The sequence below is a fragment of the Pseudomonas sp. MF6755 genome, assembly GCF_016405635.1.
GTDB lineage: Bacteria > Pseudomonadota > Gammaproteobacteria > Pseudomonadales > Pseudomonadaceae > Aquipseudomonas > Aquipseudomonas haemolytica.
Genome location: NZ_JAEKDA010000014.1, coordinates 1 through 21,459, shown reverse-complemented (window position 1 = coordinate 21,459; position 21,459 = coordinate 1). Strand labels below are relative to the sequence as shown.

19 protein-coding genes and 1 pseudogene are annotated in these 21,459 nt (G+C 60.0%); 7 read left to right on the top strand and 13 right to left on the bottom strand.

Annotated features, from left to right (window positions below):
* Window positions 1-90: 90 nt before the first annotated feature.
* From JFT66_RS19045 to JFT66_RS19035, 3 genes are all read right to left on the bottom strand, one after another.
* Window positions 91-3,078, bottom strand: a complete 2,988-nt coding sequence (locus JFT66_RS19045; RefSeq protein WP_198859873.1) for an RHS repeat-associated core domain-containing protein — start codon at window positions 3,076-3,078, stop codon at window positions 91-93.
* Window positions 3,079-3,215: 137 nt separating this feature from the next.
* A complete protein-coding gene (locus tag JFT66_RS19040) occupies window positions 3,216-3,509 on the bottom strand; it encodes a BolA family protein (protein WP_034116952.1) in 294 nt (97 codons plus the stop codon).
* 6 nt (window positions 3,510-3,515) lie between these two features.
* Window positions 3,516-4,034 (bottom strand): DUF2059 domain-containing protein, encoded by a 519-nt coding sequence (locus JFT66_RS19035; RefSeq protein WP_003236690.1) that lies wholly within the window; start codon window positions 4,032-4,034, stop codon window positions 3,516-3,518.
* Between the two features lie 197 nt (window positions 4,035-4,231).
* Between JFT66_RS19035 and JFT66_RS19030 the strand changes: the two genes are divergently transcribed.
* A complete protein-coding gene (locus JFT66_RS19030) occupies window positions 4,232-5,614 on the top strand; it encodes a class II fumarate hydratase (protein WP_198859872.1) in 1,383 nt (460 codons plus the stop codon).
* Here JFT66_RS19030 and JFT66_RS19025 read toward each other — a convergent pair.
* Both JFT66_RS19025 and pap read right to left on the bottom strand, forming a co-directional pair.
* Window positions 5,611-6,567, bottom strand: a complete 957-nt coding sequence (locus JFT66_RS19025) for a DMT family transporter (RefSeq protein ID WP_153838063.1) — start codon at window positions 6,565-6,567, stop codon at window positions 5,611-5,613. The genes JFT66_RS19030 and JFT66_RS19025 overlap by 4 nt on opposite strands.
* A 258-nt stretch (window positions 6,568-6,825) precedes the next feature.
* A complete protein-coding gene (gene pap, locus JFT66_RS19020) occupies window positions 6,826-8,340 on the bottom strand; it encodes a polyphosphate:AMP phosphotransferase (protein WP_034116956.1) in 1,515 nt (504 codons plus the stop codon).
* Window positions 8,341-8,495: 155 nt separating this feature from the next.
* Here pap and mnmC point away from each other — a divergent pair, with 155 nt between their 5' ends.
* The 5 genes from mnmC (at window position 8,496) to JFT66_RS18995 (ending at window position 15,700) form a co-directional block, all read left to right on the top strand.
* Entirely contained in the window at window positions 8,496-10,496 is a 2,001-nt protein-coding gene (mnmC, locus tag JFT66_RS19015; protein ID WP_198859871.1) for a bifunctional tRNA (5-methylaminomethyl-2-thiouridine)(34)-methyltransferase MnmD/FAD-dependent 5-carboxymethylaminomethyl-2-thiouridine(34) oxidoreductase MnmC, read from the top strand.
* A 134-nt stretch (window positions 10,497-10,630) separates the two neighbouring features.
* Entirely contained in the window at window positions 10,631-12,403 is a 1,773-nt protein-coding gene (locus JFT66_RS19010) for an N-acetylglutaminylglutamine amidotransferase (RefSeq protein WP_153871033.1), read from the top strand.
* 3 nt (window positions 12,404-12,406) lie between these two features.
* Complete coding sequence (gene ngg, locus JFT66_RS19005; RefSeq protein ID WP_198859870.1) at window positions 12,407-14,152, top strand: N-acetylglutaminylglutamine synthetase; 1,746 nt, start codon at window positions 12,407-12,409, stop codon at window positions 14,150-14,152.
* 60 nt (window positions 14,153-14,212) lie between these two features.
* Entirely contained in the window at window positions 14,213-15,397 is a 1,185-nt protein-coding gene (locus tag JFT66_RS19000; RefSeq protein ID WP_034116960.1) for an osmoprotectant NAGGN system M42 family peptidase, read from the top strand.
* A gap of 75 nt (window positions 15,398-15,472) precedes the next feature.
* On the top strand, window positions 15,473-15,700 hold the full coding sequence (locus JFT66_RS18995) for a YheU family protein (protein WP_003192759.1): 228 nt from the start codon (window positions 15,473-15,475) through the stop codon (window positions 15,698-15,700).
* 9 nt (window positions 15,701-15,709) lie between these two features.
* Here JFT66_RS18995 and csrA read toward each other — a convergent pair whose 3' ends face one another.
* Both csrA and JFT66_RS18985 read right to left on the bottom strand, forming a co-directional pair.
* On the bottom strand, window positions 15,710-15,913 hold the full coding sequence (gene csrA, locus JFT66_RS18990) for a carbon storage regulator CsrA (protein WP_034116961.1): 204 nt from the start codon (window positions 15,911-15,913) through the stop codon (window positions 15,710-15,712).
* A gap of 127 nt (window positions 15,914-16,040) precedes the next feature.
* Window positions 16,041-16,856 carry an SDR family oxidoreductase gene (locus JFT66_RS18985; protein ID WP_198859869.1) on the bottom strand — a complete coding sequence of 272 codons (816 nt, stop codon included), beginning with the start codon at window positions 16,854-16,856 and terminating at the stop codon, window positions 16,041-16,043.
* 328 nt (window positions 16,857-17,184) lie between these two features.
* Here JFT66_RS18985 and JFT66_RS18980 point away from each other — a divergent pair, with 328 nt between their 5' ends.
* The gene (locus tag JFT66_RS18980; protein ID WP_015885095.1) at window positions 17,185-17,337 is read left to right on the top strand and encodes a DUF3309 family protein; all 153 of its coding nucleotides are present in this window, start codon (window positions 17,185-17,187) and stop codon (window positions 17,335-17,337) included.
* On the opposite strand, the gene JFT66_RS29840 is transcribed toward JFT66_RS18980, so the two are convergent.
* The 6 genes and pseudogenes from JFT66_RS29840 to JFT66_RS18950 all read right to left on the bottom strand — a co-directional run.
* Window positions 17,265-17,696 carry an autoinducer binding domain-containing protein gene (locus JFT66_RS29840; protein WP_235365448.1) on the bottom strand — a complete coding sequence of 144 codons (432 nt, stop codon included), beginning with the start codon at window positions 17,694-17,696 and terminating at the stop codon, window positions 17,265-17,267. The two genes, JFT66_RS18980 and JFT66_RS29840, sit on opposite strands and share 73 nt — an antisense overlap.
* Before the next feature lie 213 nt (window positions 17,697-17,909).
* On the bottom strand, window positions 17,910-18,503 hold the full coding sequence (locus JFT66_RS18970) for an anthranilate synthase component II (protein ID WP_034116964.1): 594 nt from the start codon (window positions 18,501-18,503) through the stop codon (window positions 17,910-17,912).
* A complete protein-coding gene (locus JFT66_RS18965) occupies window positions 18,500-19,975 on the bottom strand; it encodes an anthranilate synthase component I family protein (RefSeq protein WP_034116965.1) in 1,476 nt (491 codons plus the stop codon). The genes JFT66_RS18970 and JFT66_RS18965 overlap by 4 nt, the downstream gene beginning before the upstream one ends.
* 522 nt (window positions 19,976-20,497) lie before the next feature.
* Window positions 20,498-20,854, bottom strand: a complete 357-nt coding sequence (locus JFT66_RS18960; protein ID WP_233094188.1) for an alpha/beta fold hydrolase — start codon at window positions 20,852-20,854, stop codon at window positions 20,498-20,500.
* Between the two features lie 87 nt (window positions 20,855-20,941).
* Window positions 20,942-21,310, bottom strand: a pseudogene (locus JFT66_RS18955) (reverse transcriptase domain-containing protein); the annotation flags it as partial.
* A gap of 54 nt (window positions 21,311-21,364) precedes the next feature.
* Window positions 21,365-21,459 (bottom strand): IS3 family transposase (locus tag JFT66_RS18950; RefSeq protein WP_198859121.1); only part of this gene is annotated, 95 nt, incomplete at its 5' end.

Sequence of the window (21,459 nt, the reverse complement as noted above, 5' to 3'; positions counted from 1 at the left end):
AGGTTTGGATCGCTCCCACGCAGAGCGCGGGAACGATCAACGCAGGCGTGAAGCCGTGGCAACCGGCAGGACGGCGGCCCATTGGTCCTCCTACCCAGGCTGCGGACCGCGGCGCCATCTCGACTCCAAGGTCGAATACCCGCTCCTGGCCAACTGGACGAAAAAGCCCCGCCATTCGGTCAGCGCGGAAATCACGCCGCGGGCCGCCATCACCACGTTGCGAGTCATCCGGCTTTGGGCAGCCAAGGGCAAGCCCGTCAGCCTGGCGGTCAAGACCTCGACACCGGACGCGGCCCAGTGTGTCCACACCTGATTGAACATTCTGCTCAGCCCACCGTGGGCCAATGCGGCAGGGTCCGGCCGTTGCAGGGTTTGGCCATGGGGATCGTGGACGGCCGTCGGGTGACCGCCACGAATCATCGTTCCCATCGCTGCATCGTAGGCTTCTATTGCCGGTGTGACATTGGGCAGCATCAGCGCAGGCACTTCTTCGCCGTATATCGCGTTGGCCACGGTTGCAAGGCCATAGGCCGCCGTCGCTGCGGTGGTGTGCGTGACCCTACCGCGCAGAGGCGTGCTGCCCCAGGAGACACCGGTGCCGTGCCCACGAATGACCTGCTGCACGAGTTCCCTGGAGAGCGCGCGTACATGCCCGCCCAACCGCCGGACCGCCACCGGGTCCCAGCTGTGCTCGGCTTGATCACCTATCGAGTCGCCATAAACGGCATACCCCATACCCGCCGCTCCTGCAAAAAGAGCACCGATCTGCGGCGCAAATCGCGTCCAGTTACCCGCGACACCGGTGCTCATATGTGCCGTGGACACTGCATCCAGCACCGCGACGGTAAGGCGCAAGATCTGGTTGCGTTGCGCCGTGGGCTGGATGTTGTTAATCGCCAGATCGACGCCCGTCGAAATAGCATTGGCAATATAGGTGGATAAACCATCGCGAATCGCGGCCGACGCACCCGCCTGTATCCTGGGTCGAAAAACACGCTCCATATGCGCGAGCCTGCGCCTGATGGAAGGCCTGCGCAGTTGTGTCTGGCTAGGCTGCTCCAAAGCCGGTGTGGCTGTCAGCCCATGCTCATCGACCTTCGTGACGGGGTTACCGCCGACCATGGCGTACAAATTCAAGCCATCGGCATCGCCAGTCGGGTCCGGGCTGATCCAGCGACACAACCACGGCGCGTAATACCTGAAGCCGTAGTAGGACAGCCCACTGGCATCGCGCTCCTTGCCCGAATAGCGGATGAATTTATAGCTCGCCTCGCTGGCGCTTTTCGCCGCCCACCACGCAGTACCGCCGTAGGGATAATAGCTTTCCTGGCTGAGCCGTTGCGCCTGCTCACCCAGTTCCAGGGTGCTGCTGCCCAAGTGGTCCGACAAGCCGTAACGGATCTGCGTATCCTGGCTGCCCCCCGAAGGATGACGATCCCAGGACAGTACCCGGACAGTGAGCGTACCGACATCGAGGTTGAGTACATTCAGTTGCTCACCCGTTGCACTGTCATGGCGAATCTCCAGCCCTGGCAAGTAGCGCACCTGCGCCGTATGCGACACGCCCCTGGCTTGGGTTACCCGGCGCTTGAGGATGCGTCGACCGGTTGCATCGTATGCGTAGCGTTCCTCATCGTTGCTTCCGCCCTCGCGCAGCACCTGGGTAATGCGCACCAGTTGATTGCGCACATCCCAGCCCATCCCATGATGGCCCTCCAGCGCTTGCAGATTGCCGTTACGGTCAAAGTGCTGCCCCAACCCCGGTACCGCACTGCCATCGGCCTGCGGCACGAAATGATTACTGGTGGCGGCTACGCTCATCCGGCGCGTGAAACCCGTGCCGCTGCTGGGCACATGCTGCAACTCAAGCAAATTGCCGGCTGCGTCATAGCTGAACTGCTGGGTGTAGCTGCGCCAGACGCTGTCATCAGTCGCGCCGAACGCCACCCTCGCCGGTAACGCGGGGCCACCCTGGTTGCCGGCGGTTTCGCGTCCGGTGGCCTTGGTCAACTGCGATAACGTGTCGTACTCATAGACGCTGGCCGAACTGATCCGGGTGTTGCTCGACCATTGTGTCGGCTGGGCAAGATCATCGATCCGCACAATGTTGCCGACGCAATCATAATCGTAGGTCAGATCTTGCAGCGCTGTGCTCGTCGCCCCTTGCACACGGGCACTCATCTGCCGCAAGCGACCATCGGTTTCACGGTAGAGCAAGGTACGCACAACGCCATTCCCGGCGCGCTCACTGATCACTTGGCCCGCCGCATTGTAGCGACGCTGGTCCATCAACTGCGTACGCACGCCGCCCGTGGGCAACACAACGATGCTCGCCGGCTGGCCGTCAATGCCATAGGCATATTCAAGGCGATTGCCCTTGGCATCCGAGTGATGCAAGCGCTCACCCAGCGCGTTGAAACCCGTTGATGTGTGGAAACGCTCAGGTTCCAGGCGCGCATCGCGTTGTGCATCGGCCAGCGGCCAATCCAGCGCAGCGGTCGCCTGCCGGAAGCGTCGGGTTTGCTGGACAACGTCTGCGTGCAGCCCATAAAACTCGTGGAACAACGACCCGCCGCCGTCATCATGGCGAATCACCCGGCCACAGCGATTGCGTGCGGCCTCATGGTCCGAGGGTGAAGCATAGGCAATACGCTCGACACACTGCGGTTGCTCATCATTGGCCGCTTGCTCGAAAACGGCGACGGGCCGCACGTATTGATCGTAGTGATGCACCTGATGGGCCCCCCGCCCATCCCACTCTTCCAGTAACTGCCCGGCCTCCCCCGGCAACGAGAGCCGCCAGCCGGCATCTACGCTGTCGATGCGCAATGCATGCCCGCCAAGGCTGTAGACCATGCGTTGATTGGCCTGAGTGCCAGCCTCTGAGCGCGACAATTGCAGCAGGCGCGGATCCCACTGCTCAATCATCAAGCCGGAACTGCCAAACACCTGACGATGAATACGCGCTTGCGGTTCAACCTGTGCCGTTGAGCGGTGATACTCGATATTACGAACAATCAATCCACGCGGGTCGACAGCGGCCAGGGACGGCGTATTTCGGTGGATGGCATTAGACATGACCTCAAGACCTCATTTGTGAATAAGTAGTCTTGAAAGCCTAGGGAAGGTGGAGGGGGGAAGGTGGTGCAAGAAGATGTTTTATGTATTCGGGGGCTGGCATCACCTCGACCCGCTGGCGCGGGTCGAGGCTGCGCTCAATGCCCGCCGGCGCAGGTCGGCGAGGCCGGGGCTGCGTCGATTTTCGCCCATTCATCAGGCGTGTAGGTATGCAGCGCCAGCGCATGAAATTCGCTCATCAGGTCACCCAGGGTGGCGTAGACCTTCTGGTGGCGCTTGACGCGGTTGAGCCCCTCGAACTGCGGGCTGACCAGCACGGCCTTGAAGTGGGTCTGCAACCCACGGCTGTGCATATGGCTTTCATCCAGCACGCTCAAGTGTTGCGGGCCCAGGGCGGCGAGCGCCGTTTCGATACGCTGTTGCATGGTCATTCCTGCTTACTTCTTCTTGGCCGGTGCGGCGGCTTTTGGCGTCAGCTCGTTGGTCATGTCTTCCAACAGCTTGTTCACCACCGGCACGGCGCTTTCCAGCTTGGCCTGGGTCATCTGGGCCGACTGCTGGGTCAGTTGTGGCATTTTTTCCAGGACTTTCTTGCCCAGTGGCGACTGGTAGAAGGCAACCAGGTCCTTGAGCTCGGATTCGCTGAAATTGGTGGTGTAGAGCTTGACCATGTCCGGTTTCAGCTTCGGCCAGCCGATGGCCTGGTCGAGGGCGGCGTTGGCCTTGGCCTGGTAGCTGTCCAGTACGGACTGCTTGGCGGCGGGCGCCTTGGTCTGTTCGAAACGCTGGGCGAACATTTGCTGCACTTGCATGTACACCGGGGTCCCCAGCTTGTCAGCGTGGGCCAGGGTAAGGAAGGCTTCGGCACTGGCGTTGTGGCTGGCGGTATCGGCAAAAACCTGGCCGCTGGCGCAAACCAGAGCAACCGCGGTACAGATGGCACGAAGACGAGTCATCGAGTTTCCTTTTCTAGCAGGCGAGGTCTTACCCCCAAGGGCGACCATTCTGCGCCTAAAAAACCTCGCGGCTCAACCCCACCCCCTTACAGGCCCTGGTTTTGCGGGGCGCAATCGCACAAATGCGTGTTTAGGGAACCCACAGTGGTCGCCAAGGCCTAAACTGACCAATCACGACTGGATAAGGAGGGTGCCCGATGAGCCGTATCGAAACCGACAGCCTGGGAGAAGTACAGGTCCCCGATGACGCGTATTGGGGCGCGCAAACCCAACGCTCGCTGGTCAATTTCGCGATTGGCGAGCAGCGCATGCCGCTGGCGGTATTGCATGCCCTGGCCCTGATCAAGAAGGCTGCCGCACGGGTCGATGACCGCAACGGCGACTTGCCCGCCGACATTGCCCGCCTGATCGAACAGGCCGCCGACGAGGTCCTCGACGGCCAACATGATGACCAGTTCCCGCTGGTGGTCTGGCAGACCGGCAGTGGCACCCAGAGCAACATGAACGCCAACGAAGTAATCGCCGGCCGCGCCAACGAACTGGCTGGCAACAACCGTGGCGGCAAGAGCCCGGTGCACCCCAACGACCATGTGAACCGTTCCCAGAGCTCCAACGACTGCTTCCCGACTGCCATGAGCATCGCCGCCGTGCAAGCGGTGAACAAGCAACTGCTGCCCGCGATCGCCACCTTGTCCGGTGGCCTGGCGGAGCTGGCCGCACGGCATATGAAGCTGGTCAAGACCGGGCGCACGCACATGATGGACGCCACGCCGATCACCTTTGGCCAGGAGCTTTCGGCGTTTATCGCCCAGCTCGATTACGCCGAGCGTGCGCTCCGCAGCGCCCTGCCCGCCGTGTGCGAGCTGGCCCAGGGTGGCACCGCCGTCGGCACCGGGCTCAATGCGCCCCATGGCTTTGGCGAGGCGATTGCTTCCGAGCTGGCGGCGTTGTCGGGCTTGCCGTTCGTGACCGCACCGAACAAATTCGCCGCCCTCTCCGGCCACGAGCCGCTGGTGACCTTGCACGGCGCGCTGAAAACCCTGGCCGTGGCGCTGATGAAAATCGCCAACGACCTGCGCCTGCTCGGTTCAGGCCCACGTGCAGGCCTTGCCGAAGTCAAGTTGCCGGCCAACGAACCGGGCAGCTCGATCATGCCGGGCAAGGTCAACCCCACCCAGTGCGAAGCACTGTCGATGCTGGCCTGCCAGGTGCTGGGCAACGACGTGACCATCGGCATGGCCGCCAGCCAAGGCCACTTGCAGTTGAACGTGTACAAGCCGGTGATCATCCACAACCTGCTCGAATCGATCCGCCTGCTGGCCGACGGCTGCAACAACTTCCAGGAGCATTGCATTGCCGGCCTTGAACCCGACGCCGAGCAAATGGCCGCGCACCTGGAGCGCGGCCTGATGCTGGTCACCGCGCTCAACCCGCATATCGGCTACGACAAATCGGCAGAGATCGCCAAGAAGGCTTACGCCGAAGGGCTGACACTGCGCGAAGCCGCCCTGGACCTGGGCTACCTCACCGATGCCGAGTTCGACCAGTGGGTACGCCCGGAAAACATGCTCGGTAGCTAAACCGTCATGCGCAGCCGCCGGGCCTTGAGCCCGGCGAGCAGCGACGGCGCCAGCGCGACGGTCGCCGAACCCAGCACTACCACGAATGCACCGAAATACCCCAAGGCATTGATCTCTTCGGCCTGCACATAGTCCGGCCACAACCACGCCGCCAAGGCCACCGCCACGAAGGTCACCAACGGTGTCAACGCCAGGGTCGCACTGACCCGCGAGGCCTCCCAATGCGCCAGCGCTTCAGCAAATGCGCCATAGGCCACCAGCGTATTCATGCAGCATGCCAGCAGCAACCAGCCTTGCAGCGGGCTCAACTGCAATGCCTCCAGCGGATGCGTCCACGGCGTGAGCAACACCGCGCACGACAGATAGATCACCATCATCACTTGCAACGAGTTCCACACCGTCAGTAATTGCTTCTGCCCCAGCGCATAGAACACCCAGATGGTGGTGGCGAGCAGGATCGTCAGGACTCCGGCGGTGTAGGTGCCCATGGATGTCAGCAGTTCCACCAAGCGTTGGTTGAAGAACAACCCAAAGCCTGCGATCAGCACCACCAACCCGATAACCTGCCCCAGGCTGAAACGCTCTTTAAACACAAACACGCTGGCGATCATCAGGAAAATCGGACCCATCTGCACCACCAGTTGGGCGGTGCCGGGGCTGAGCATCTTCAGGCCAACCAGATACAGTACGTAGTTGCCCACCAGACCACACACCGCCATGCCCACCAGCCAGCCGCCCTTGGGGCCGAGCACTTTACGACTGGGCAGGCGCTTGGTTGCAGCGAGGTAAAGGAAGAGACAGGTGCCGGCGACCGTGAGGCGAAACCAGGTGACGGTGATCGGGTCCATCACCAGCAACACTTGCTTGAGTTTGACCGGCAGGATGCCCCACAGAAACGCGGTCAACAGAGTCAAGCCAAAGCCATAGACCCAGCGGCCGGAAGAGATGTGCATGAGTGCCCCAGATGCCAGAGGAAGTGGAGCCGCATTCTAGGGGCAAGTCACTCAATTGGGATACGCTGCAGTCTAAATGTGGGAGGGGGCTTGCTCGCGAAGGCGTCGGCCCAGCAAACAATGAGGTTGACTGACCCACCGCTTTCGCGAGCAAGCCCGCTCCCACAGGGGGTACGCGCACACCTCAACGATCAGGTCGGCTATAAGGCCGCCATCGGGGCAAGCCCCCTCTCACATTTGAATCAGGCTCGATCCACGCTATTTCTTTTTCTTTTTGTCGTGTTTGTCGGTTCTATCGAACGCCTCTTCCAACGCCCGATTGATGGTGCGCAGCACCTTGACCCGCGCCCAGCGCTTGTCGTTGGCTTCCACCAGGGTCCAGGGCGCCACCTCGGTGCTGGTGCGATCAACCATGTCACCCACCGCCGCACGGTAGTCGTCCCACTTGTCGCGGTTGCGCCAGTCATCTTCGGTGATCTTGAAGCGTTTGAAGGGGATTTCTTCACGAGCCTGGAAGCGCTCCAGTTGCGTCTCCTTGTCGATGGCCAACCAGAACTTGACCACGATCACGCCGGCATCACGCAACTGCTCTTCAAAGTCATTGATCTCGCCATAGGCGCGCATCCAGTCTGCTGGCGTGCAGAAGCCTTCGATCCGCTCCACCAGCACGCGGCCGTACCAGGAACGGTCGAACACGGTAAACATGCCCCGCGCCGGGATCTTCTGCCAGAACCGCCACAGATAGGGCTGCGCACGTTCGTCTTCACTGGGCGCGGCAATCGGCACGATATGGTACTGACGCGGGTCCAGGGCCGCCGCCACACGGCGGATCGCCCCGCCCTTGCCTGCCGCGTCGTTGCCTTCAAACACCGTCACCAGCGCGTGCTTGCGCATGCGTTTGTCGCGCATCAGGCCGGAGAACCGCGCCTGCTCGGTAATCAGCTGTTCTTCGTAGTCGTCCTTGTCCAGGCGCAAGGTCATGTCGAGGCTATTGAGCAGACTCATCTGGTCCACAGCCGACGGCAAAGGTGCCGGGTTCATGCCGCTGGCCTTGCCCTTGGGCTGTTTCAAGGCGTTTTGCAGGCCCTCCAGCAGGATCTTGCCGACGGTGAGGCTGCGGTAGTTGCTGTCCACCCCTTCGATCACATGCCATGGCGCATAATCCCGGCTGGTGCGGCGCAGCACGCGCTCACCGAAGTGCACGAACTTGTCGTAGGTCTTGGACTGCTGCCAGTCCAGCGGACTGATGCGCCAGCTGTGCAGAGGGTCATCAGCCAGGGCCTTGAGGCGTGCCTTCATCTGTTTCTTGGACAGGTGGAACCAGAACTTGAAGATCAGCGCGCCTTCATCGCAGAGCATCTTTTCCAGGCGCTCGGCACCGGCGATGGCCTGGTCGAGCCGCGCATCCTTGATCTGCCCATGTACCCGTCCTTGCAGCATCTGGCTGTACCAATTGCCGAAAAAAATACCCATACGGCCTTTGGCGGGCAGTTGCCGCCAGTAGCGCCAGGCCGGCGGGCGCGCCAGTTCTTCGTCGGTCTGCTGATCGAAGGTGCGCACTTCGATCAGGCGCGGGTCCATCCATTCATTGAGCAGCTTGACGGTTTCGCCCTTGCCGGCGCCCTCGATGCCGTTGATCAGGATGATCACCGGGAAGCGCTTCTGCTGCTGCAACTCGTACTGCACTTCCAGCAAGGCTTCGCGCAAGGCCGGTACTTCGGCGTCGTAGGTGTCTTTGTCGATGGCGTGACCGATTTCGGCGGATTCGAACATGGGCAGCTCCGTTTCAAGATGGCTAAAGACTAGCGGATTGGGCAACGCCCGGGGGCAGGAAATTCCAACCGCACTTGCCTTGGGTCAATTCAAACACGGTTGATCGGCTAGAATGGCCGCCTTGTCTTTGCCTGCTGTATTTCTATGAGCCGCCCATGACCCCCATCACCCACGCCCAGCTCGACTGGGATGACCAAGGCCGCCCTCACTCGCGGGTGTTCGACGATGTGTACTTCTCCGACCAGTCGGGCCTTGAAGAAACTCGCTATGTGTTCCTTGAGCAGAACCGCTTGCAGGAGCGCTTCGCCGCCTTGCCTGCGGGCGGGCGATTGGTGATTGGCGAGACCGGCTTCGGCACGGGCCTGAATTTTCTCTGCGCCTGGCAATTGTTTGAGCAACACGCGGTGGCTGGTGCGCGGCTGCACTTTGTCAGCGTGGAAAAATACCCGCTGAGCCACGCCGACCTGCAACGTGCCCTCGCCCTCTGGCCTGAACTGCAACCATTGGCCGACCAACTGCTGGCGCAGTACATCGCTATCCATCAAGGCTTCCAGCGCCTGGTACTGGACAACGGCCGCGTGACCCTGACGCTGCTGATCGGCGACGCCCTGGAGCAACTTCCGCAACTGGATGCACAGGTCGATGCGTGGTTCCTCGACGGTTTTGCCCCGGCGAAAAACCCCGATATGTGGACCGCAGAGTTGTTCGCCGAGCTGGCGCGCCTGGCGGCGCCGGGTTCGACCATCAGCACCTTTACCAGCACCGGCTGGGTGCGCCGGTTGATCAACGCAGCGGGCTTCAAGATGAAGCGCACGCCGGGCATCGGGCACAAGTGGGAGATCCTGCGCGGCGAGTTTCTCGGCTGGCCTGCTGACACGCCGCCGCCTGCCAAAAGCAAACCCTGGTTCGCCCGCCCTCCAGCCATCGACGGTGAACGCCACGCCATGGTTATCGGCGCTGGCCTGGCCGGTTGCGCAACGGCTGCCAGCCTGGCCGCCCGTGGTTGGCGCGTCAGCTTGCTGGAGCGCCATGCCGACCTTGCGCAGGAAGCCTCGGGCAACCCTCAGGGCGTCTTGTACCTCAAGCTTTCGGCCCACGGCACCGCATTATCCAAGCTGATACTCAGTGGTTTCGGTTACACCCGGCGCCTGTTGGAGCACTTACACCGAGGCGTCGATTGGGATGGCTGTGGCGTGTTGCAACTGGCCTTTGACGCCAAGGAAGGTCAGCGTCAGGCCCAACTGGCCGAGGCTTTTGCACCGGGACTGCTGCACCTGTTGGACCGCGAACAGGCGCAACAACAGGCTGGAATCCAACTGGCCCACGGCGGCCTGTTTTTCCCGGAGGGCGGCTGGGTGCATCCACCGTCACTGTGCCAATGGCAGGCGACACATCCTCTGATTGAAGTGCTCACCCACCATGAGGCGCTTGAATTGGACCGGCTCGACGACCAGTGGCACGCCCGCGCAGGCGATCGTGTGTTGGCCAGCGCCAGCGTAGTGGTGCTCGCCGGGGCGGCCGAGATCAAGCGTTTCTCCTTCAGCGCAGACATGCCACTCAAGCGCATTCGCGGGCAGATCACCCGGCTGGCGCAAACCCCGGCCAGTGAGGCCCTCGCTACCGTGGTCTGCGCCGAAGGCTACGTCGCACCCGCCCGGCTTGGCGAACATACCCTGGGCGCCAGTTTTGACTTCAACAACCAAGACCTCACGCCCACGCTCGCCGAACACACTGGCAACCTGGAGATGCTGCGCGAGATCTCCACAGACCTGCTGCAGCGCTTGGGCGCCGACCGCCTGGCAGCCGAACAGTTGGAAGGCCGTGCTGCGTTTCGTTGCACCAGCCCCGACTACCTGCCAATCGTCGGGCCGCTGGCCGAGCATGGGGCGTTCCAGCAGGCTTATGCCGTACTCGGCAAAGACGCCCGGCAAGTGCCGGATACGCTGTGCCCGTGGCTGCCCGGGTTGTATCTCAACAGTGGCCATGGCTCCCGCGGCCTGGTCACTGCGCCCCTGTGCGGTGAGCTGTTGGCGGCCTGGCTGAATGATGAGCCACTGCCGGTACCGGCCAGCGTAGCCGAGGCTTGCCACCCCAACCGGTTTGCCCTGCGCGCTTTGGTTCGAGGCCAGGCCGCAGTCCGAAAAGAGCGAGGTTGAAGGCAAGGAGGCTATCTGCCTTATAACTTATCGGTCTAAAACTCCACGCATAGCACTGGGTCAGTTTCTGGGTACGCGCCGTTTGGCGTAGTGAGTATTGACCCCTCCCCAACGGAAAAACCGGTAAGGAACTTATGTGTGGATTAGCTGGCGAGTTACGCTTTGATCATCAACCTGCCGACCTGGCAGCCGTAGAACGCATCACCCATCACCTCGCCCCCCGAGGCCCCGACGCATGGGGCTTCCACGCCCAAGGCCCGATTGCCCTGGGCCATCGCCGCCTGAAAATCATGGACCTGTCGGACGGCTCCGCCCAACCGATGGTTGACGCCCAACTGGGGCTGTCCCTGGCGTTCAATGGCGCGATCTACAACTTCCCCGAATTACGTGAAGAGCTGGAAGCCCTGGGCTACGCCTTCTATTCCGGCGGTGACACCGAAGTGCTGCTCAAGGGGTATCACGCCTGGGGTGAAGCGCTGCTGCCCAAGCTCAATGGCATGTTCGCGTTCGCCATCTGGGAGCGTGACGCCCAGCGCCTGTTCATTGCCCGTGATCGTCTCGGGGTAAAACCGTTGTACCTGTCGCGCACCGGCCAGCGCCTGCGCTTTGCCTCGGCGTTGCCGGCGCTGCTCAAGGGTGGCGATATCAACCCGATCCTCGATCCGGTGGCGCTTAACCATTACTTGAACTTCCACGCCGTTGTACCCGCGCCACGCACCTTGCTGGCGGGTATCGAAAAGCTGCCGCCTGCTACCTGGATGCGTATCGATGCCAGCGGCAAGACCGAGCAGAAAACCTGGTGGACCCTGCCCTATGGCCCCCATGCGGATGAGCAAAACCTCAGCCTGGAAGACTGGACCGACCGTGTGCTCGACAGCACCCGCGAAGCCGTAGCCATCCGCCAGCGTGCCGCGGTGGATGTAGGCGTGCTGCTTTCCGGCGGTGTTGACTCGAGCATGCTCGTCGGCCTGCTGCGTGAAGTCGGTGTGCAGGATCTGTCGACCTTCTCCATCGGCTTTGAAGATGCCGGCGGCGAGCGCGGCGACGAGTTCCAGTACTCGGACCTGATCGCCAAGCACTACGGCACTCGCCATCACCAACTGCGTATCGCCGAGAGCGAGATCATCGAGCAACTGCCAGCGGCGTTCCGCGCCATGAGCGAGCCGATGGTCAGCCACGATTGCATTGCCTTCTACCTGCTGTCGCGGGAAGTAGCCAAGCATTGCAAGGTGGTGCAAAGCGGCCAGGGTGCCGACGAATTGTTCGCCGGTTACCACTGGTACCCACAGGTGGATGGCGCCAGCGACCCGTATGCCGCGTATCGCGAGGCATTTTTTGACCGCAGCTACGACGACTATGCCGCCACCGTCGCACCGAAATGGCTGACCGCCAACGACGCCGCCGGTGACTTCGTACGCGAACACTTCGCCATGCCGGGCGCAGATGCCGCCGTGGACAAGGCCCTGCGCCTGGACAGCACGGTGATGCTGGTGGATGACCCGGTCAAGCGGGTCGACAACATGACCATGGCCTGGGGCCTGGAAGCGCGTACGCCGTTTCTCGACTACCGCCTGGTGGAACTGTCGGCCCGTGTGCCGGGCAAGTTCAAGCTGCCCGACGGCGGCAAACAGGTGCTCAAGGAAGCCGCACGCCGGGTGATCCCCAGCGAAGTCATCGACCGCAAGAAAGGTTACTTTCCGGTGCCTGGCCTCAAGCATTTACAGGGCGACACCTTGAACTGGGTGCGTGACCTGCTGCTGGACCCTAGCCAGGACCGTGGCCTGTTCAACCCGGCCATGCTCGACCGCTTGCTAACCGACCCGCAGGGCCAACTGACCCCGCTGCGCGGCTCCAAGCTGTGGCAGTTGGCGGCGCTGAACCTGTGGCTCAGCGAACAAGGAATCTGATTCATGAAACCGAATGCCGCGGCTTATAGCCAACGCTTGCTCAAGGGCCAGGCACCTACCTACGAGCGCCTGCAAGCGCGCCTGGCCGAAGATGGCAGCCCACTGGCCGCCGAACCGATTGCGGTGCATTGCGGCTGGGGCCGGTTACTGATCGGCCACACCTTTCCCGACCCGGCCAGCCTTGCCCAGGAACTGCTCAATGAGCAGCCCGGCGAGCGCGACATCGCGCTATATGTAGCCGCGCCTCAGCAGATTCTCGGGATTGATCCACAACAGTTGTTCCTGGATCCGTCCGACACCCTGCGCCTGTGGTTCACCGACTACCGCCCCGCCACCCGGGTGTTTCGCGGCTTTCGTATTCGCCGGGTGCAGACCGAGGCGGACTGGCAGGCCGTCAACCAACTGTATCAAGGCCGCGGGATGTTGCCCGTCGACGCCGAGCGCCTGACCCCGCGCCATCAAGGCGGCCCGGTGTACTGGCTGGCCGAGGACGAAGACACCGGCGCGGTGATCGGCAGTGTGATGGGCCTCAATCACCAGAAAGCCTTTCAGGATCCGGAAAACGGGTGCAGCCTGTGGTGCCTGGCCGTCGACCCACACTGCACGCGCCCTGGCGTCGGTGAAGTGCTGGTGCGTCACTTGGTGGAGCACTTCATGAGCCGGGGCTTGAGCTACCTGGACCTGTCGGTGCTGCACGATAACCGCCAGGCCAAGAGCCTTTACGCCAAGCTGGGCTTCCGTGCATTGACCACCTTTGCGATCAAGCGCAAGAACGGCATCAACCAGCCGTTGTTCCTGGGCCCCGGACCGCAGGCGGAGTTCAATCCCTATGCGCGCATCATCGTCGAAGAAGCCCATCGGCGCGGCATTGATGTGCAGGTGGACGATGCTGAGGCGGGCCTGTTCACCCTCAGCCATGGCGGGCGTCGCGTGCGTTGCCGTGAATCCCTGAGCGACCTGACCAGCGCCATCAGCATGACCCTGTGCCAGGACAAGAGCCTGACCCACAAGGTGCTCAAGGCCGCTGGCCTGCAACTGCCCTCACAGCAATTGGCGGGCAGTGCCGATGACAACCTGGAGTTTCTCGACGAACACCAGCGCATCGTGGTCAAGCCGCTGGATGGCGAGCAAGGCCAGGGTGTTGCAGTGGACCTGCAAACGATCGAGGAAGTGCAGCAAGCCATCGAAGCAGCGCGCCAGTTCGACAGCCGCGTGTTGCTGGAAAGCTTCCATGAGGGCCTGGACCTGCGCATCCTGGTGATTGGTTTTGAAGTGGTCGCCGCGGCGATCCGGCGCCCCGCCGAGGTCATCGGCGACGGCCAGCATTCCATCCGCGCCTTGATCGAAGCTCAGAGCCGACGTCGCCAGGCCGCTACCGCTGGCGAGAGCAAAATCCCGCTGGATGCGGAAACCGAACGCACCCTGAAAGTCGCAGGTTTCGACTACAGCAGCATCCTGCCCCGTGGCGTGCAACTGGCGGTGCGACGCACTGCCAACCTGCACACCGGTGGATGCCTGGAGGATGTCACCGCGATCCTGCATCCAACGCTGGTGGACGCTGCCGTACGCGCTGCCCGCGCCCTGGACATTCCCATGGTCGGCCTGGACCTGATGGTGCCGGCGGCCGACCAACCGGAGTACGTGTTTATCGAAGCCAATGAACGGGCCGGGCTGGCCAATCATGAACCGCAACCGACGGCGGAGAGGTTTGTGGATTTGTTGTTTCCCCATAGTCAACCGGCAACTTGAGCGATGTATCGCCTGTCCCTCATCGAAACCATCGATGCCCTCAACTCATCAGGAGTTTCCATGACCCGAACCATCCCCGAACCGGATCTCGCCTACCTGCAAAAAGTGCTGCTGGAAATGCTCGCCATCCCCAGCCCCACCGGGTTTACCGACACCATCGTGCGCTATGTCGCCGAGCGCCTTGAAGAACTCGGCATCCCGTTTGAAATGACCCGGCGCGGCACCATTCGCGCCACCCTCAAGGGCCAGAAAAACAGCCCTGACCGTGCCGTTTCCGCGCACCTGGACACCATTGGCGCCGCCGTGCGCGCCATCAAGGACAACGGCCGCCTGACCCTCGCCCCAGTAGGCTGCTGGTCGAGCCGCTTTGCCGAAGGCAGCCGTGTCAGCCTGTTCACCGATAACGGCGTGATTCGCGGCAGCGTGTTGCCGTTGATGGCCTCCGGGCATGCGTTCAATACCGCCGTGGATGAAATGCCGGTGAGCTGGGACCATGTGGAACTGCGCCTGGACGCCTACTGTGCCACCCGTGCGGACTGCGATTCCCTGGGGATCAGCATCGGCGACTATGTGGCCTTCGACCCACTGCCGGAGTTCACCGAGAGCGGGCATATCAGCGCCCGTCACCTGGATGACAAGGCGGGTGTCGCTGCGCTACTTGCGGCACTCAAGGCGATCATCGACAGTGGCGAGCCGCTGCTGATTGACTGCCACCCGCTGTTCACCATCACCGAGGAAACCGGCAGTGGCGCAGCGGCCGCCCTGCCCTGGGATGTCAGTGAATTTGTCGGCATCGATATCGCCCCGGTTGCCCCGGGCCAGCACTCCAGCGAACATGCGGTGAGCGTGGCGATGCAGGATTCCGGCGGGCCGTATGACTATCACCTGTCGCGGCACTTGCTGCGCCTGGCATCGGACAACGACCTGCCGGTGCGCCGCGACCTGTTCCGCTATTACTTCAGCGATGCGCACTCAGCCGTCACCGCCGGCCATGACATTCGTACGGCCCTGCTGGCTTTCGGTTGCGATGCCACCCATGGCTACGAGCGTACCCATATCGACAGCCTGGCCGCCCTGAGCCGCTTATTGGGCGCCTACATTCTGAGCCCACCGGTGTTCGCCAGCGATGCGCAACCGGCCCAGGGTTCCCTGGATCGGTTCAGTCATCAGATCGAGCATGAGACGCAAATGGAGAGCGACACCCGCGTGCCGTCGGTGGACAGCCTGGTCGGCCAGAAGTCCTGACGCGGCCTGCACCTGGTACTGGAAACAAAGGTCCCGGCACAGTAGCATCGCCGGGACCTGACCCCTGAGGCTTGTATGCTGATTCCCTACGATGCACTTGAAGTCGACACCCTGACCCGCCTCATCGAAGACTTCGTCACCCGTGACGGCACCGACAATGGCGACGACACGCCCCTGGAAACCCGCGTGCTGCGCGTGCGCCAGGCGCTGACCAAGGGCCAGGCACTGATCGTGTTCGACCCTGAAAGCGAGCAATGCCAGTTGATGCTCAAGCACGATGTGCCCAAGCATCTGTTCGACTGACCTTCCCGCCTAAGGATTGGGTAACGGCACTGGATGGGTGGGCGAGCCCTGGCGTTCGAGAATCTTCTGGTACACCTCGGCGCGATGAACATTGACGTCCACCGGTGCCTGGATGCCGAATTTCACATGGGCACCGTTTACTTCAAGGATATGCACGGCGATGTCATCGCCAATGGAGATGACTTCGCCTATGGCGCGGCTCAAGACCAGCATGGCGGTTGTCCTTTTCGAGTGACAGGACCTTGACCATGCGCGCTTGAAGAAGCACCGGCAATGCCTTGCGGGTAAATCAGTCACCACCTACACAGACTGGTAATTTACCTGACAGACCAAACCCGAATTAGCCTTTAACGGCCTGTGCCTTGGCGCGCATTTTGTCGGCCATCAGCGTCATTTCGTCATACAGCAATCGCGGATTTTTCTGTTTCAACGCCCAAGCCATGCGCCCCTGTTCATGGGGCAGGATCATGAATTCGCCTTCAGCCACGCGCTGGTAAATGTACTCGGCGATATCGGCCGCCGAGATGGGCGAACTCTCGAGCAATTTGCCTACCTGCGCCTTCATGGCCGGGGTTGGCCCACGGAAGGAATCGAGCAGATTGGTCTGGAAAAACGACGGGCACACCACATGCACGCCCACTTCCTGCTGCTTGAGCTCCACCAGCAGGCTTTCCGACAACGCCACCACGCCAGCCTTGGCCACGTTGTAGTTGCTCATGGCCGGGCCTTGCATCAGCGCGGCCATGGAGGCGATGTTGATGATGCGGCCCTTGCTCTTTTCCAGCAGCGGCAGGAATGCCTTGCAGCCCTTGACCACGCCCATCAGGTTGATTGCGATCTGCCAGTCCCAATCCTCCAGGGACAGTTCGGCGAAGAAGCCCCCCGAGGCCACGCCAGCATTGTTGACGATCACATCGATGCCGCCCAGCTTCACCTCACAGGCCTGGGCAAAGGCCGTGAGCTGACTGTAGTCACGCACGTCACAGCGCTGGGTGAACCCGTCACCACCCGCCTCGCGCACCCGCTTGAGGGTTTCCTGCAGACCGGCCTCGCTGACATCCGACAACGCCAGCTGCCAACCCTCCCGGGCCCAGCGCAGAGCGATTTCACGACCCAGGCCGGACCCGGCACCAGTGATCATCATGCGGTTTTGCATAGGAAGTAGCCTTGTGGTTCACCAAAGAAGTGACCGGCAGTGTAGCGAAGGTTTTTCCTGCACCCACGCACCATCAGATTGATGAATGCCCCAAGCAAACCTTGGGCTCGGTCGGATGCCTGCGTATAGCCTAAGTTCAATAAACTTCAACTGATAAGATGGATTTGCGCACGAGTTAAAAGAAATAACCCACTGAACAAAATGCTTTAAGAAAACACTGAATTTTCTATCGAGTGAGACGGTCGGAGTTGTTAAGGCGTCTGTATTTAATTAAATGGGCGCGTTATTTAATAACCGGTCTTGGCACAAGATCTATAAGGAAAAAACCATGAGCCTCATTCTGATCATTATCCTGATCCTCCTGCTGGTTGGCGGCCTGCCTGTATTCCCGCACTCACGTAACTGGGGTTATGGCCCGTCGGGTATTCTGGGTGTCGTGCTGGTGGTCCTGCTGGTGCTGTTGTTGCTCGGCCGGATATAAACGCCGAGCGTTTGAAATGCATCGGAATAGGGGGCGGTCTTCATAAGACCGTGCCCCTGCCACACCACCCGGCATGCGGGTCCGAACCGGGCGGCTCGAGAGATTGAGGTTATGAGAGTCGCACCAATCCAGAGCTGATTGGAACGGCCTCGCGCCTGTCTGCGCGCCAATCCCCAGAAAAGGGGCGCGAAGTGATGGTGGCAATGCCTGATTATCGGGTCCACCTGAATGAAATTCCCATCCTTGTACCGCCTGACCCAGCCGGAAGAATAGGTCGTCATGATCCTGTTAAAAAGGTCACTGGTGGTCGAAGGGCCCAAGCTCAGCAAATAGCTTTGATAGCCAATACGACGCAGCACCTTGCGCAGATGGCTTTCCCAATCTCGCCGGTGCAAGTCGCTGGCCAGCACGGAAAAGTCATCCAATACCTCTTTGAAATTGATCCTCAGGATTACATCTTCTTGCTTATCCAAAATAAGTCATCCACGATGAGTCCCTGCCACTCATAGAAGCTTTTTTGATACAGCTCAATTAAAAACGGGCCACTGAACAAGCGACCCGCTGTGCGCCGCTTACAATCCTGCTTGGCGACAGTGTTGTTCTATAAAACTCTTGAATATTCCAATGCCGTCCTCCGTCAAAATACTTTCGGGATGGAACTGGACACCCTCTATGGGGTAGTCAGCGTGCCGTACACCCATGATGTATCCATCATCCGTCGAGGTGGACGTCACTGCCAGTTCACCGGGCAGCCCCTGGTTATCAATAATCAGCGAGTGGTAGCGAGTCGCCTTGATCGAACGCCCCCCGGTATGGGTGTAGACACCTCGCCCATCGTTATCGATGATGCTGATCTTGCCATGCATGACATGGGAGGCTCGAATGACCGCCCCGCCAAACGCCAGACCGATGGCTTGATGCCCCAAACAGACGCCCAATATCGGCAGTCCCCCTTTAAAATGTTGGATTACTTCAATGTACCCCGCATCCTGTGGATGCCCAGGCCCTGGGCCCAAGACACAAAAGTCTGGCGCATACGCTTCGATTCGTTCGATCAAATTTGGAACATCATTGCGCTCCACATGGGTTTCCAGTCCAAGCTGTTCAAGATACTGGCTGATAATGAATACAAAACTGTCGTAGGCATCAATCAGAAAAACTTTCATTGCAGCATCTCCTTTCCAGTAACCGCACGATAGACAGAGCTCATTTTGTAGAAGGTTTCGGTCCACTCTTTATCCGGAACCGAGTCGGCCACCACGCCCGCCGACGCACGCAGGTAATAAGTACCGTCTTTATGAACCGCCGAGCGAATGCATAAAGCTGTATTGATGCTGCCGTCGAATCCGATCAAGCCGACTGCTCCGGCATATATCCCACGACGATTGTTTTCCATGCTTTCGATAATCTGCATCGCACGTATTTTTGGGGCACCGGTCATGGTTCCCGCGGGGAAAGAAGCCTTGATCACGTCAAAGGCGTCGAAGCCTTTTCGCAATAAGCCACGCACGTTGGAGACCATGTGATAAAGGTGGGAGTACTCCTCGACCAACATTAACTCATCGACTTCAAGTGAACCTGGCTGGCAGACACGACCAATGTCGTTCCTGCACAAATCCACCAGCATCAAATGTTCAGCCCGCTCTTTTTCAGAGCGCGTCATGCTTAGGATCAGCTCGCTGGACGGTATGCCAGGGGTTTTGCCCACGGTACCGGCGATGGGCCTCATCTCGATCAGATCGTCCTTGATGCGAACAAATAGCTCGGGGCTTGCGCCAATCAGGTCAACGCCACCCAGGTTGGCCAAATACATGTAGGGAGACGGATTGTTCCTGCGCAGCGCCCGATACACGTCAAAGGGTTTGACCGGCGTATCCACCTGCACCTCATGACCCAACTGGATCTGATAAATATCACCTTGGCGAATGTGCTCCAGCGCCTTGTCGACCCAACTAAGGAACTGCTCCTTTTGCACCGTATCGCGCGCGACCGTGGCCGATGGGTAAATAATCGGCGAGTCAACAGCCGGGATACCCTTAGCGTCCGCCAGCAGCGCAACGTAGTCATCGGTGCTACAGGATTTCCAGAGTGGACTGTTGTTAACCATGACGTCCACTGTTCCATTGGCGTGGAAGTACACCAGCGTCTGAAACACGGTCAAGGCAATGATCGGATAATCATTGGTTCGCTCGGTGAGGTCGGGAATATCCTCGACAAACCGAACACAGTCATAAGAGAGATAGCCAAAAAAAGCGAGGCTGGGGTTAGTCTGACGCGGAACTTCAAATGGCGTTTGTAACGCACGCAGCAAATTCCATACCGCATCGTTCGAACGAATACTTATACGCCCTTGGTCATCCAGAACTATTTCCTGTGCCGACAATGCACTTCTTAAATAACTGAGCAGTTGCTCATTAGCTTCGAGTGTTGCATACCCCTCATAAATCTTTACCGCCAACAGGGGTTCTATTCCGATTATTGTCGCCTTGCGATCCCGGCTGGGGCCGGACAGCGATTCGAGAATGAAGATTTTATCGGCACCGAGTACTTTTGTCGCCGCTTCATAGACTACAAGCGGGTCGCATTTCAAACGTTCAGTATGTAGTTGAACGCTCACGGGTGTGGTTATCCCACGCATGATATAACTCCTTTTTATTGATAACAGGCTCACACAGCAGAGAATCGAGCGCGCAGGGCGACGCCTCATGCTGTCTGGTAGTTCAGCCGGCTAATTATTGATGTGAAGGATTCATCAGCCACGCGCCCACTAGGGCCCGCAAAAGTACTTACTCAAAAAGAGACAAAACTTCAGCGCACCATTCGCGTATTACGATTCTCGTGGGAACAGCCACGAAAAATCGAACAACAGCGCTCGGCTATTAATGAATTACCAATAAGGGGGTGTTTGACTGAAACAGGCAGCAAGACACCGGCGGTTGCTGGATTAGCGACGCCAGATATTGCTTTTGAAAACCGAAAGATGGGCAGTGTTGGACTCGGAGGATGATCCGAGGGAGCTCTTCAGCACTGATAGTCGGTAATACATTTAAGACTTCCTGTGTCTTGAGGGCATTGCAGGAGTGATTCCTGAATACCCGTTGGATACTACTCATAGGTTCAATAGGGGTCAACCTCAATTACCTAAGGTTTACAGGCGCTCTCATACAGGGTCAGGCAACGCCTGAGCCCCTGCAAGAAACCGCTGGATAGCCTGCAGGGTTTGCTCGGCATACTCTAGGTAGGGTACATGCCCCGCATCCTCGATAATGCAAATACTGGCCTGTGGCAAAAGCCGGCGGACCTCGTACAAGCACGAAACATCAAAGACCCGATCATTGCTCCCCCACACCACCAATGTCTTGGCTTGAACGTCCGCCAATCGCGGTTGAAGCGGGTACAGTCCGGCATCCTTGAAGTCCCCTAGTATTTTTCCAATTTTCTCATAGCGCTGTGCCCCCTTGTTCGCCAGCGCCCTCGCCAGAAAAGCTGGAACCTTGGGCGGCCGGGTGAACACCATTTCCCACAGGGCCTGCATTTCGCCAACGCAGCGATAGCCAAAAGGGTGTTTGCCCGACTCCAGAAACTGACTCATCGCCGGACTGAGGCTACGAACATACGCATTCGCATCGTCGGCATAGCGCACAAAACAATGGCCTCGGCGCTCAAGCTCCCGGTCCACTTCGTCCAGCAGCACATTCGTCAGCAACGGCGACAGTGGGCCGCCTTGTGGCGCCCCGCAGCGGCTTTTCTCGACCTCGCCATTGATCAGCGTTCCTGCATCCAGATACGCCCGAATCAGCCGGATAACCGACCGATCCGCAATCCGATTGCCCAAACGATCGATCAAAGTATTGTGGTCAACCCGATCGAAGAACTTCTCCAGATCAACATCTACCACCATTCTGCACCCTGAGAACACGTGGTGCTGAGCCGCCAAAACCGCGTCCTGCGCACTGCGGCCCGGGCGAATGCCGCAAAAAAAAGAGGCCTTCTAGTGAACTGCCCCCCAAAAGTTGGACAGGAGACGCTATTGATTTAGTGCCTGGGTCCGAAATTGTATCGGACTCAAGCCATTCAGTCTGAGGCTTATGCGGTCTTGGTTGTAGTAGGCGATGTAATCCT